This is a genomic window from Pacificispira sp. (assembly GCF_965228185.1).
Taxonomy (GTDB): domain Bacteria; phylum Pseudomonadota; class Alphaproteobacteria; order UBA8366; family Aestuariispiraceae; genus Pacificispira.
In genome coordinates this window covers 1-12,361 of record NZ_CBDDHE010000008.1, presented here as the reverse complement: position 1 = coordinate 12,361, position 12,361 = coordinate 1, and the positions used below count along the sequence as shown (strand labels likewise).

Sequence of the window (12,361 nt, the reverse complement as noted above, 5' to 3'; positions counted from 1 at the left end):
CTATCTCGATTTGGTTGACGGTGCTACCCCCGCATCCGCTCCGCTTTCGAGTCGAACAGGACCTCCTCGATCAACGTGGCCTGTTTCACCTCGCCCAGGATTTCGATTTCGAATTGGGCGCCGTCGGCGATCATTTCCTTCGGGATCATGCCGATGGCGACGCTTTTCTGGCTGTAGTGGGCGTAGCCGCCTGAGGTGACGAAGCCGACGACCTTGCCGTCCTTGTAGATCGGCTCGTCGGCGACGCAATCCGCCGCGTCGGGTCCGTCGCCGGTCTCAACGATGAAGGTCGCCAGGTGGCGGGCGGGGGGATTGTCCCGTTCCCGGACGGCGACGGCGTGGCCGATGAAATCGTTCTTCTTGAAGCTGATGAACCGGTCCAGACCGGTTTCGGCGCAGGTGAATTCCGGGCGGAATTCGCGCATCCAGGAGCCGAAGCTCTTTTCCAGGCGCAGGCTCATCATCGCGCGCATGCCGAAGGGTTTCAGGCCCAAATCCTCGCCCGCCGCCGACAGCGCCTCGTAGAGGGCGCATTGGTGGGCGGCGTCGACATAGATTTCGTAGCCCAGATCGCCGGTATAGGTGACGCGGTTGACCAGGGCCGGGATCGGGCCGATTTCGACTGGGGTGCAGCTGAGGAAGGGCATCGCCGCGTTCGACACGTCGGTGTCGGTGACGCGGGACAGCAATTCGCGGGCATTCGGCCCGGCGATCTGGAAGCCGATGCGCTGCAGCGAGACGTTTTGGAGCGTGACCGACCCATCCTGTGGCAGGTGGTGCAGGAACCAGCGCATGTGGAAGGCCTGCGCGGAATAGGAGGCGGTGAGCTGTACCTCCTCCTCGCCCAGGCGGGCCATGGTGAAATCGCCGATGATCTTGCCTTTCGGCGACAGCATCGGGGTCAGCGCGATCTTCCCGATCTTCGGCACGCGGTTCGCCATGATGCGGTTCAGCCAGTCGACGGCGCCGGGGCCGGAGACGAGATACTTGCCGAAATTGTGGATCTCGTTGATGCCCACGGCCTCGCGCACCGCGCGGCATTCGGCGGCGATGGCGTCGAACGCGTTGGAGCGGCGGAAGGTCGGCGTTTCGAACAGCGGTTCGCCTTCGGGCGCGAAATAGTTCACATGCTCCAGCCCATAGCCGGAGCCGAAGACCGCGCGCTGCGCCTTCCACAGCCCATAGGCCGGGGTCGTCTGCAGCGGCCGCCCGACCGGCAGTTCCTCGTTGGGATAGGAGATGGAGAAGCGGCGCTGATAGTTCTCCGTCACCTTCATGCGGGTATAGGGGCGGGTGCAGTAATCGCCGAAACGGGCGACATCCATGGCATAGACGTCGCGGCCCGGCTCGCCCTCGATCATCCATTCGGCAAGGGTCAGGCCGACGCCGCCGCCCTGGCTGAACCCGGCCATGACGGCGCAGGCGGACCAGTAATTGCGCAGGCCGGGGATCGGCCCGACCAGCGGGTTGCCGTCCGGGGCGAAGGTGAAGGGGCCGTTGATGATCGTCTTGATCCCGGCGCGCTCCAGCACCGGATAGCGCTTGAAGGCGGCGTCCAGCGGCTCGGCGATGCGTTCCAGATTGTCGTTCAGCAGCTCATGCCCGAAATCCCACGGCGTGCCGTCGACGGCCCAGGGGTCGCAATCCTGCTCATATATGCCGATGACAAGGCCGCGGCCTTCCTGGCGCAGATAGGTCTCGCCCGCCGGGTCCATGACATGGGGCAGTTCCTCGTCGCGCTCATAGACTTCGGGGATGTCGCCGGTCACCAGATACTGGTGCTCCATCGGGTGCAGCGGCAGCATGATGCCGGCCATCTCGCCGACCTCGCGCGCCCACAATCCGCCGGCATTGACGACATGCTCGGCATGGACGGTGCCCATCTCGGTCACCACGTCCCAGGTGCCGTCCGCGCGCGGATTGGTCTCGATCACCCGGTTGCGCAGGACGATCTCGGCCCCGGCCATCCGCGCGGCCTTGGCATAGGCATGGGTCGTGCCCGACGGGTCCAGATGCCCGTCCAGCGGGTCGTAGAGCGCGCCCAGCACGCCGTCGACATTGGTGATGGGCGACAGCTTCTTGATCTCTTCCGGCCCGACGATTTCCGTCTCCAGGCCCATGTAACGGTGCTTCGCGCGCTCCGCCTTCAGATAGTCCAGGCGGTCCGGCGTCGTCGCGATGGTCACGCCGCCGACATGGTGCAACCCGCAGGACTGGCCGGTGATCTTCTCCAACTCGCGATACAGCTTGATCGTATAGCCCTGCAGCGCCGCCATGTTGGTGTCGGCGTTCAGCGTGTGGAATCCGCCGGCCGCGTGCCAGGTCGACCCGGAGGTCAGCTCCGACCGCTCGATCAGCATGATGTCGGTCCAGCCCATCTTGGTCAGGTGATACAGAACCGAACACCCGACGACCCCGCCGCCGATCACCACCACACGCGCCTGATTTTTCATGCAGAAACCCTCTAAGCCATCGCCGCAGCGAACCCATCACGTCGGCGCGCACTCTGACTCGGTTTGAAGACCAGGGAAAGAGGGTTTTTGTGCAGACATAAAGCGATGCTTTTTGGGACATTCGCACGGGTGCATTGCGGCACAAGTGGTGTGCCTCAGGTGCGCTTGTTGCCGGTTCCGGACCGCGCCATCCTTGCCCGACATTTCAGGATCGGGGGGCGTGTCATGAAAATCCAATCCGCCACAATCTATCAGGTCGCCGGGGAAGGGCTGAAGCCTGTCCTTGTCACCCTGCGCGATGCCGATGGAACCGAGGGCGTCGGCGAGGCGGCCATCGCCTATGGCAGCGGCGGCAGCGGCGCGGCGGGGATGATCAAGGATCTGCTGACCCGCTTCGTGATCGGCAAGGACGTGCCCGGCATCAATGCGCTGACCGGGGAAATGTACGACCAGTCCTTTTGGCTGAAGAATCCGGGCGGCATTGCCGGGGCGGCGTTGAGTGCCATCGAAATGGCGTTGTGGGATATCCGGGGCAAGGCGTTGGGGGTACCGGTCTATGACCTGTTCGGCGGGCGGATGCGGGACGACCTGCCCTGTTATGCCAATGGTTGGTATTTCGGCGCGACCTCGGATGCGGAGATCGTGCGGATGGCCGAGGCGACCGTGGCCGACGGTTTCGACTGGCTGAAAATGTATCCCTTCGCGCGGGTACAGCCGAATGGGACCCTGCGTCACCCGGTCAATCGCGACGCGTCCGACCCGCAATCCTGGCGCCGTGCCGCCGATCTGGTCCGCGCCGTTCACGGCGTGCTGGGGCCGACCGGGCGGCTGTGCCTGGATTTCGGTGGCGGCATCGCGCTGGCCGACACGATCTATTTCCTAGACGCGGTTTCGGACCTGGATATCGAATTCATTGAGGAGGTCGGCGACCCGGGCGATTTCGGCGCGCTGGAACGGATCGCATCACAGACCCGCATTCCGGTCGCGACGGGGGAGCGGCAGTATCTGCGCATGGGCTTCCGGGATCTGCTGGAACGCCGCTGCGTCGACATCCTGCAGCCCGATATCGGGAATACCGGCGGTTTCGCGGAGGCGTATAAGATCGCCGCCATGGCCGATGCCTACAGCCTGAAGGTCCAGCCCCATGTCTGCGGCAGCACCGTTGCGGTCCGCATCGCCGCTCACCTCAGCGCCTGCATCCCGAATTTCTATGTCCAGGAACATTTCCCCTATTGGGACCGCGTGCCCGGCTATGTCGAGGTCGCGCGCAATCCGCTGCTGCACGACCCGTCGACCGGCCGCCTGCCGATCTCCAACGCGCCGGGCTTCGGCATTGATTTGGATAAGGCGGCGTTACGCGACCACGTGGCGTTCGAACTGGGCGGGTGAGGGCTTACATCTCCTCCCGCACCTGGGCATAGGCCATCATGGCGAAGACGCCGGTGCCGCCGATGATGTTGCCGGCCGCGGACAGGATCAAATAGCCTAATCCGTGGCCCAGGCCGATGTCGCCGTGCAACATCAGAAGGAAGGCCTCGACCGACCCGGCGATGACATGGGCGAAATCGCCGATGGCGATCAGATAGGTCATCGCGGCGATGACCAGGACCTTCGAATGTTCCGCGGTCGGCATCATCCAGACCATGGCGGCGATCAGGAAACCCGCCGGCATGGCCTGGAAGAAGACGTCGCCCAGGGGACGGTCCACGGCATGGCGCGACACTTCCATGAAGGGTTCTATCTGTTCCGGGCTGAACAGCGGCAAATGGCTGACCATCAAGGCGATCAGGAACGTGCCGACCAGGTTGAAGGCCAGAACGACCGACCACAGCCGCGCAATGCGGACCAGGTGGTTGCGGCTCGGTTCCTCCAGCAGCGGCAAGATCACGGTGATCGTATTTTCGGTGAACAGTTGGAACCGGCCCAGGACGACAATCAGGAAGCCGACCGTGTATCCCAGGTTTTCGACCAGGTAGAAATCCGCGCCTTCCGGGGCGTGCAGTTTGAAGAAGCCCTCGCAGAACAACGAAAAGCTGATGCACAGCCCCGCAACCAGGCCGGACGCGGCGAGTGATTGGAACGGTCGTTCCAATTCCTCCCGGCCTTCCTTGGCGATCAATTGATAGATCTTGGAGGAGGGCAGGCGCAGCTTGCCGCCTTCCTCCTTCCGGGCTTCCTGGTCTGTGGTCTTGCCGGGCAATTCCTGTCGTTCCCCTTGCGGTCTTTCGGATCACCGCATGAACGTCCGACCGGCCCGAAAGGTTCCCGTCGAAACAGGTCTCGCGCCAAATTCAGCGTTTCAGTCGCAATACACCGAGGCGTCGCGGAAAAAGGCGGCGGCCGGTTCTCCTGTCTGATCATTGTCGACGAAAAGCGCGACCGACCAGACGAAGGCGTCCGGCGGCACACCGAACGCGGCGCGGTAATCCGCCTGAAGGTCCCGGCGTTCCCGTCGCCAGAGGCCGATATCGGCCTCCCCCCGCGCGACGACGATGTTGCGCACGAAGTCGGGCAGGTAAGGGTTCGGAATGACGTCCCCCACCTGATGCCGCTCCGTGGTCCAGACATAACGCAGGGTCGGGACGGGCTTTGGATCCAGGGGCGATCCCGCATCCCCGAACAGGACGAACAGGGCCGCCGCGACATCGTCCGTCTCGCGGCGGGTCAGATCGGCGCTTGGCTGGACCGCACCGACGCTCCATTGCCATTCCAGAACCGGACAGGCGACCGGGTCGATATCGGTGTTCAGATAGATCGCGGATGCGCCCGCCTCGGGCCGCCCGGCAATGGCGAGCGCGTCATCCGGCCCCGGCTCCAGCCCCCAACGCCCTTCGCCGCGGATCGGCACCAGCGTCCAGGCATCGAACAGCGCAGTATCGGCGGCGAAGACGGGTTCCGCGTACAGGTCCTCGACCGAAAGGGCCAGTCCCGGCGCGGCCTCTCGGCGCGTCTCCGTCGGCCCCGCGCATCCCAGAATGCCGACCAGCGTCGCTAAAAGGGCAATCCGAGGTAGGAACATTTCCCTCACCGTCTCCAACGACACGACGTCGCAGGGCCGAGTGTAGGGTCGAACGCATCTGAAATCACGCGTCGAAGGAAGGGGCGGGTCAGGGAATCCACCGCATCAGCGTCCGCACCACCTTGCGGGTCTTCTCGCTGAACAGGCTGGGCGTGAAGTGGCTGCCGGCGGCGCGTTTGGTGACCTCGGACAGGGTCGGATAGGGGGCGATCAGGCTGGCGATCTGGCCCATCTTCTGTTTCTGCTGCACCGCCATGATCCAGGGCAGGATCAGTTCCCCCGCATGGCGGCCGACCAGGGTACAGCCCAAGGCGCGGCCCTTCCTGTCGGTGATGACCTTCACGAAGCCGTCCGTCGCGCGTTCGGCCTGGGCGCGGTCGTTCTCCGCGAAGCCCCAGCGCAGAATCTGGTAGTTGCCCTTGCCCAGCTTGGCCTCTGCATCCGCTTCGGTCAGGCCGACCTGGGCCAGTTCGGGGTCGGTATAGGTGACCCAGGGTACCGCGCTGTGATCGACCTTGGCCCAGACCATCTTGAACAATGCCTGGCGGATGACGATTCCGGCGTCATAGCCCGCCATATGGGTGAACTGATACCCACCGCGCACATCGCCGATGGCGAAGACACGACGGTTCGCGGTCTTCAGATGCGCATCGACCTTGATCGCGCCCCGGTCGGTCTCGATCCCGGCCTTCTCCAGGTCCAACCCGGCGGTGTTGGCGCGGCGGCCGACGGCGATCAGCAGATGGCTGCCCTCCACCGTCTCCGTCCGGCCTTCGCATTCGACGGTCGCGCGGATACCGGTCTCCGTCTTCTCGACGGATTTCAATTCGGTGCGGTCGTGGATGTCGATCCCTTCGCCGCGCAGCCGATCCAGAACCAGGGCCGCCGCCTCGGGATCGTCCTTGCCCAGCGCGCGGGCCATTTCGATGACCGTGACCTTCGCCCCGAGACGGCGATGGGCCAGCGCCATTTCCAAACCGATCGGCCCACCCCCGATCACGATCAGATGGCCGATCGGCGCGTCGTTGTCGAAGATGGTCTCGTTGGTGAAATAGGGCGTGTCCTTCAATCCGGGAACCGGCGGGATGAAGGGGGAGGACCCGGTCGCGACCACGATGTATTTGGCGCGGATCACCGTGTCGCCGACCTGTACCTCCCGCGGGCCGGTGAAGCGCGCGGCACCCTGTAAGACGGTCACGCCGAGCCCTTCGAACCGCTCAACGGAATCGTTCGGAGCGATGGCGGCGACGACGTCGCGAACGTGATCGCGCACTTTCGCCCAATCGATGGCGGGTTCGATGGCGGCGACACCAAAACGCCCTGAATCGCGTTGGGCCTGCGCGGCATGCCCGGCGGCCAACAGGGCCTTGGACGGGACGCAGCCGTAATTCAGGCAATCGCCGCCCATCAGTCCTTTTTCGATCAGGACCGTGCGCGCGCCCATCTGCGAGGCGCCCGCCGCGACGCTCAATCCGCCGGACCCCGCGCCGATGACGCAAATATCGGTATCGATCCGTTCCGGCATGGCCTTCTTTCTCTCCTGCTCCATTCAGGCATCCAACCCCGAACGCCGGGGGTGGGCAACATGTATGGAAAATGACGGGCGCATCGGGCGATTGCGAAACACGCCGCCTCACATGTCCGTTATGACGGACGCAAGCCCACCGTGTTTGTGTCGCAGATGTTACAGATTGGCTCTCGCGAGGCCGATAGGCTCTATTTCATAAATATTACGAATCATAACTGCAGGGGGGTGATAGGAGAAACGCGGGTCGCATTCTCCGATGAAAATATCATAAAGTTCTGCGCTATCGATCGCCGGTGAAAAGCAGGAATTCCTGCTCGTGCGGCGACATTTGTGTTGCGTTATATTTGCCCTGTCATCCGTTTGGAAATCTGGGTGATTTGAAAATTTGGCGAATCTTTGGCGTAATGCATCGTAAGTGAAGTGTTTGGGCCGTTCTGTCTGGAGGTTGGACGGAGCGGCGGCACGGCGCTGGGGACATACGGCAAAAGGGGGGAGAGGCAAATTCACCCACCGCCTGTCCTGGTGCCGACAAGCGGACCGCCGTCAACAACGAACGACGCGAAACAAGACTCCCCGGCGGTCGCGCGACAATCAAACTGCGGGAGACAACTTCTATGAACAGAATCCAGAGCGGGGCCGGTTATCGGATCGGTCCGGGTAGTCATATAATTTTGGGGGTGGGATCATGAGCGATTCACCGACGCAATCTCAGGGCGTGCCCAGTCCGGACGGGCATTCCCATGTGATCGAGACCGAGTACGAAATCGGTCAGGACAATATCGACGGTACCGTCGGGCCCCTGGGGTTCGATATTCACAACCCGGTCTTCATGGTGTCCGGTATCACCATCGTCGCGTTCGTGTTCTACACATTGGCGCTGCCGGAGCAGGCGGGAGAGGCCTTCTCCTGGCTGTTCAGCGCCGTGACCAAGAGCTTCGATTGGTTCTTCCTCGGCGCGGCGAATATCTTCGTGCTGTTCTGCCTGATGCTGATCGTGACGCCTCTGGGCAATGTCCGGCTGGGCGGCGCGGACGCGACGCCCGATTTCAGCTATCTCGGCTGGTTCGCGATGCTGTTCGCGGCGGGTATGGGCATCGGCCTGATGTTCTACGGCGTCTCCGAACCGATGGCGCATTTCTCCACCGCGATGGGCGGAACAACCGTCGAGAACGGTGTCCGCACCGACTGGGCCCCGCTCGGCGGCGCGGAAGGAAATCAGGCGGAGGCTGTGCGGCTCGGCATGGCGACGACGATCTTCCATTGGGCTTTGCATCCCTGGGCGATTTACGCGGTCGTCGCGCTGTCGCTGGCTCTGTTCAGCTATAACAAGGGCCTGCCGCTGTCGATCCGGTCGGCTTTCTATCCGATCTTCGGCGAACGCGTCTGGGGTTGGGTCGGCCATGTCATCGACACGCTTGCCGTGTTCGCGACCTTGTTCGGCTTGGCGACCTCGCTCGGCCTCGGCGCGACCCAGGCGAATGCCGGTCTGGAGGAATTGTTCGGCATACCCGCCAGCGGCACGATGGAGGTCGTGCTAATTTCGGGTATTACCGCCATCGCCCTGATCTCGGTCCTGCGCGGGCTTGAGGGCGGCGTGAAGGTCCTCTCCGAAATCAATATGGGGCTCGCCCTGCTGCTGTTGCTCTTCGTGTTGTTCGCGGGACCGACGATTGCGGTCCTGACAGGCTTCGCGTCGAATCTGGTCGCCTATGTCGAATACCTGCCGGCCCTGTCCAATCCGTTCGGGCGGGAGGATGTGAACTTCAGCCAGGGTTGGACGTCGTTCTATTGGGCCTGGTGGATTTCCTGGTCACCCTTCGTCGGCATGTTCATCGCGCGGGTCAGCCGCGGCCGGACCGTCCGGGAATTCGTGACCTGTGTCCTGCTCATCCCGTCCCTGGTCTGCGTCCTGTGGATGTCGGTCTTCGGTGGCGTGGCGATTCAGCAGGTCCTGGTCGAAGGCTATACCGCGGCCCAGGACGCGGCCCTCGAGCTGCAGCTGTTCAAGATGCTGGACCCGATGCCGATGGCGTCGATCACGTCCTTCATCGGGATCGTGCTGGTCATCGTCTTCTTCGTGACGTCGTCCGACAGCGGCTCGCTGGTGATCGATACGATCACGGCGGGCGGCAAGACCGACGGCCCCGTGCCGCAGCGCGTCTTCTGGTGCGTCTTCGAAGGTGCGGTGGCGATCGTCCTGCTGCTTTCGGCCGGCGGCCTGAAGTCGTTGCAGTCGATGGTGATCTCGACAGGCCTGCCGTTCACGGTGGTCTTGTTGGTGATGTGCTATGCGATCTATCGCGGACTGATGCAGGAACGAAGCCACTTGAAGAAGGCGGCGAAAGTCTGACGTCCGACTGAAATGCGTACCGAAGAAGCGCCCCGTGTCGAAAGATGCGGGGCGTTTCGCTTGTCCGGAAGGTCGCTTTGACTTGATTTTGTGCGGTGCAGCAATGTAGGGTCCGCGCCTTTCCTGCACAGGAAATGACTGCAAACCCGGCTCATCCGATGGGCCCGAGACCAGGACCCGCGATGACCGACCCTCTGCGAAACTTGAAACACGAATGGCTGGGCAATGTGCGCGCCGACCTTCTGGCCGGTCTCGTCGTCGCCCTGGCGCTGATACCCGAGGCGATCGCTTTCTCGATCATCGCGGGGGTCGATCCGAAGATCGGGCTCTACGCTTCCTTTTCGATCGCGGTTCTGACCTCCATCGTCGGCGGCCGTCCGGGCATGATTTCCGCGGCGACGGCGGCGACGGCGGTGGTGATGGTGACCCTGGTCCGGGATCACGGACTGCAATATCTGCTGGCCTGTACCGTCCTGACCGGCGTGATCCAGATCGCCGCCGGATGGCTGAAACTGGCGCGGGTCATGCGCTTCGTGTCGCGGTCTGTCATGACCGGCTTCGTCAACGCGCTCGCGATCCTGATCTTCCTGGCGCAATTGCCGGAACTGATCGACGTGCCGCCGATGACCTATGCGCTGGTCGCGCTGGGGCTGGCCATCATCTACCTGGTGCCGCGCTTCATCTCGGTCATTCCGTCACCGCTGATCTGCATCGTCATCATCACCGCCATCGTCTGGGGCTTCGGACTGGATCTGCGCACTGTCGGCGATATGGGCGAATTGCCGGATACCCTGCCGATCTTCCTGCTGCCGGATGTCCCGCTGACGCTGGAGACGCTGTGGATCATTCTGCCCTATTCCATTGCCGTCGCGGCGGTCGGGCTGCTGGAAAGCATGATGACGGCGCAGATCGTCGACGAATTGACCGACACGACCGGCAACAAGAACCGCGAATGCATCGGACAGGGTGTCGCCAACACGGTGACCGGTTTCCTGGGCGGCATGGCCGGTTGCGCCATGATCGGCCAGTCGATCATCAACGTGAAATCCGGCGGGCGCGGTCGCCTGTCCGGTTTCTTCGCGGGCTGCGGTCTGTTGTTCATGATCCTAGTCCTGGGCGATCTGGTCAGCGAAATTCCAATGGCCGCCCTGGTCGCGATCATGATCATGGTTTCGGTCGGAACCTTCAGCTGGTCGTCGATCAAGGCGCTGCGCACCAATCCGCGCTCTTCCTCCATCGTCATGCTCAGCACCGTCGCGCTGGTCGTCTACACTCACAACCTCGCCATCGGCGTTGCGTTCGGGGTCCTGCTGTCAGCCCTGTTCTTCGCCGCCAAGATCGCGCAATTGTTCCGGGTCACCAGCACGATCACGCCGGATGGGCGGACCCGGACCTATACCGTCGAAGGGCAAATCTTCTTCGCCAGCGCGGAACCCTTTGAGCGCGCCTTCGACTTTCGCGAGGCGCCCGATTCCGTCATCATCGACGTCAGCAAGGCGCATATCTGGGATATCTCCAGTGTCGCTGCCGTGGACATGGTGATCCTGAAGTTCCGCAGAGAAGGAACGCAGGTCGACCTCGTCGGCATGAACGAGGCGTCCGAGACGATCGTCGACAAATTGGGTGTCGCCGATCAGCCGGGCGCGATGGACAAGCTGATGGGGCATTGAGGGGGAAATGAGCTTGAAACTCGCGGCTTTCGTGGACGGGTCCGTTTATTCGGCCAGCGTCTGCGACCATGCGGCCTGGCTGGCCAATCTCAACGCGCCGTCTCGGATCATGGTGACCCATATGCTGGGCCGTCGGTCGCGCCAGAGCGTCCCGGCGGATCTCAGCGGCAATCTCAGCCTCGGCGCACGTACCGATCTCTTGACCAAGCTGTCCGCGGCCGATGAGGAATGGGCGCAGCTTGCGCTCGCGCGCGGCAGGGCGATCCTGGAGGATGTAGCGGCGCGCTTGGCGGAAAAGACGGAGGCCGCGGTCGAGACCCGGCTGCGTCACGACGATCTGGCAGACGCCGTCGCAGAACAGGATGCCGACGTGATCGTCGTCGGCAAGCGGGGCGAGGCGTCCGGCTATGCCCGGGAGCATCTGGGGTCCAACCTGGAACGCGTGCTGCGCGGGTCGGACAAGCCGGTCTTGGTGGCAAACTATGAATTCAGCCCTATCGAGCGCTGTCTGATTGCCTATGACGGCGGCACCAGCATCGCAAAGGCGGTGCGGTATCTGTCCGGCACGGATGCGTCAGCCTATGCCGGGATCGAATTCCACATCCTGAAGGCCGGTGAAGATACGCCCGATGTGCGCGCAGAGCTGGAAGGCGTCGCCGCCACGCTGAAACAGGCAGGGCTGACCGCGACCTGGGAAATCCGTGCGGGCGAACCGGAACAGGCCATTCCCGACGTGGCGGTGGAAAAGAAAAGCCAGATGCTGATCATGGGCGCTTACGGCCATAGCCGCATCCGCAACCTGATCATCGGTTCCACGACGACCAGCCTCGTCCGCTCCTGCCGCCTGCCGATCCTGATGTTCCGGTAGGGCGGGTCAGTCCAGCCCCAATTCTCGCATCCGGCGCTGGAAGGTCAGCAGATCCTGCCAGGCCTGTCGCTTGGCGGCGGGGGTGCGCAGCAGATAGGCCGGGTGGAAGGTGGCAAGCGCCGGAATCGTCTTGTCGCCGATCTTTACGTCGTACCACTGGCCCCGGCTGCGGGTGATGCCGGTCGTGGCGCCGGCGAGGCCGCGCACCGACTTGTCGCCGACCAGCAGCAGCAGTTTCGGATCGATCAGTTCGATATGCCGGTCGACGAAGGGGCGGCAGACCGCGAACTCTCCGTCATTGGGCTTCCGGTTGCCCGGCGGGCGCCAATAGACCGTGTTCGTGATGTAGAAGTTTTCCCGAGTAAGGCCGATGAAGGACAGCATGCGGTCCAGCAACTGGCCGGAAACGCCGACGAAGGGCTTGCCCTGTCTGTCCTCATCCGCGCCGGGGGCTTCGCCGATTACCATGATGT

The 12,361-nt window shown here is 63.3% G+C and carries 9 protein-coding genes; 4 read left to right on the top strand and 5 right to left on the bottom strand.

Features of this window, described 5'->3' with window-relative positions; all coding sequences use genetic code 11:
• Positions 1 to 23: 23 nt before the first annotated feature.
• Positions 24 to 2,453: a GcvT family protein gene (locus tag ACO06O_RS14685; RefSeq protein ID WP_421881194.1), complete on the bottom strand. Its 2,430-nt coding sequence runs from the start codon at positions 2,451 to 2,453 to the stop codon at positions 24 to 26.
• A gap of 225 nt (positions 2,454 to 2,678) precedes the next feature.
• Here ACO06O_RS14685 and ACO06O_RS14680 point away from each other — a divergent pair, with 225 nt between their 5' ends.
• On the top strand, positions 2,679 to 3,842 hold the full coding sequence (locus ACO06O_RS14680) for a mandelate racemase/muconate lactonizing enzyme family protein (RefSeq protein WP_421881191.1): 1,164 nt from the start codon (positions 2,679 to 2,681) through the stop codon (positions 3,840 to 3,842).
• A gap of 4 nt (positions 3,843 to 3,846) precedes the next feature.
• On the opposite strand, the gene ACO06O_RS14675 is transcribed toward ACO06O_RS14680, so the two are convergent.
• The 3 genes from ACO06O_RS14675 to ACO06O_RS14665 all read right to left on the bottom strand — a co-directional run bounded on the left by ACO06O_RS14675 (position 3,847) and on the right by ACO06O_RS14665 (position 7,021).
• Complete coding sequence (locus ACO06O_RS14675; protein ID WP_421881189.1) at positions 3,847 to 4,653, bottom strand: formate/nitrite transporter family protein; 807 nt, start codon at positions 4,651 to 4,653, stop codon at positions 3,847 to 3,849.
• A 99-nt stretch (positions 4,654 to 4,752) separates the two neighbouring features.
• Positions 4,753 to 5,472 carry a DUF3047 domain-containing protein gene (locus ACO06O_RS14670; RefSeq protein ID WP_421881186.1) on the bottom strand — a complete coding sequence of 240 codons (720 nt, stop codon included), beginning with the start codon at positions 5,470 to 5,472 and terminating at the stop codon, positions 4,753 to 4,755.
• Between the two features lie 88 nt (positions 5,473 to 5,560).
• A complete protein-coding gene (locus ACO06O_RS14665) occupies positions 5,561 to 7,021 on the bottom strand; it encodes a dihydrolipoyl dehydrogenase family protein (protein ID WP_421881183.1) in 1,461 nt (486 codons plus the stop codon).
• Between the two features lie 664 nt (positions 7,022 to 7,685).
• Between ACO06O_RS14665 and ACO06O_RS14660 the strand changes: the two genes are divergently transcribed.
• The 3 genes from ACO06O_RS14660 to ACO06O_RS14650 all read left to right on the top strand — a co-directional run bounded on the left by ACO06O_RS14660 (position 7,686) and on the right by ACO06O_RS14650 (position 11,888).
• Complete coding sequence (locus ACO06O_RS14660; RefSeq protein ID WP_421881180.1) at positions 7,686 to 9,350, top strand: BCCT family transporter; 1,665 nt, start codon at positions 7,686 to 7,688, stop codon at positions 9,348 to 9,350.
• Positions 9,351 to 9,532: 182 nt separating this feature from the next.
• Complete coding sequence (locus ACO06O_RS14655; RefSeq protein ID WP_421881177.1) at positions 9,533 to 11,020, top strand: SulP family inorganic anion transporter; 1,488 nt, start codon at positions 9,533 to 9,535, stop codon at positions 11,018 to 11,020.
• 7 nt (positions 11,021 to 11,027) lie between these two features.
• Positions 11,028 to 11,888 carry a universal stress protein gene (locus tag ACO06O_RS14650; RefSeq protein WP_421881175.1) on the top strand — a complete coding sequence of 287 codons (861 nt, stop codon included), beginning with the start codon at positions 11,028 to 11,030 and terminating at the stop codon, positions 11,886 to 11,888.
• 6 nt (positions 11,889 to 11,894) lie between these two features.
• Here the strand turns inward: ACO06O_RS14650 and ACO06O_RS14645 are convergent.
• Positions 11,895 to 12,361, bottom strand: a 467-nt coding sequence (locus ACO06O_RS14645; RefSeq protein ID WP_421881172.1) for a uracil-DNA glycosylase, incomplete at its 5' end; no start/stop codon positions are given.

Coding starts and splice junctions, on each gene's coding strand:
- ACO06O_RS14650 (WP_421881175.1), top strand. CDS start 11,028: ATGAGCTTGAAACTCGCGGCTTTCGTGGACGGGTCCGTTTATTCGGCC.
- ACO06O_RS14685 (WP_421881194.1), bottom strand. CDS start 2,453: ATGAAAAATCAGGCGCGTGTGGTGGTGATCGGCGGCGGGGTCGTCGGG.
- ACO06O_RS14665 (WP_421881183.1), bottom strand. CDS start 7,021: ATGGAGCAGGAGAGAAAGAAGGCCATGCCGGAACGGATCGATACCGAT.
- ACO06O_RS14655 (WP_421881177.1), top strand. CDS start 9,533: ATGACCGACCCTCTGCGAAACTTGAAACACGAATGGCTGGGCAATGTG.
- ACO06O_RS14680 (WP_421881191.1), top strand. CDS start 2,679: ATGAAAATCCAATCCGCCACAATCTATCAGGTCGCCGGGGAAGGGCTG.
- ACO06O_RS14660 (WP_421881180.1), top strand. CDS start 7,686: ATGAGCGATTCACCGACGCAATCTCAGGGCGTGCCCAGTCCGGACGGG.
- ACO06O_RS14670 (WP_421881186.1), bottom strand. CDS start 5,472: ATGTTCCTACCTCGGATTGCCCTTTTAGCGACGCTGGTCGGCATTCTG.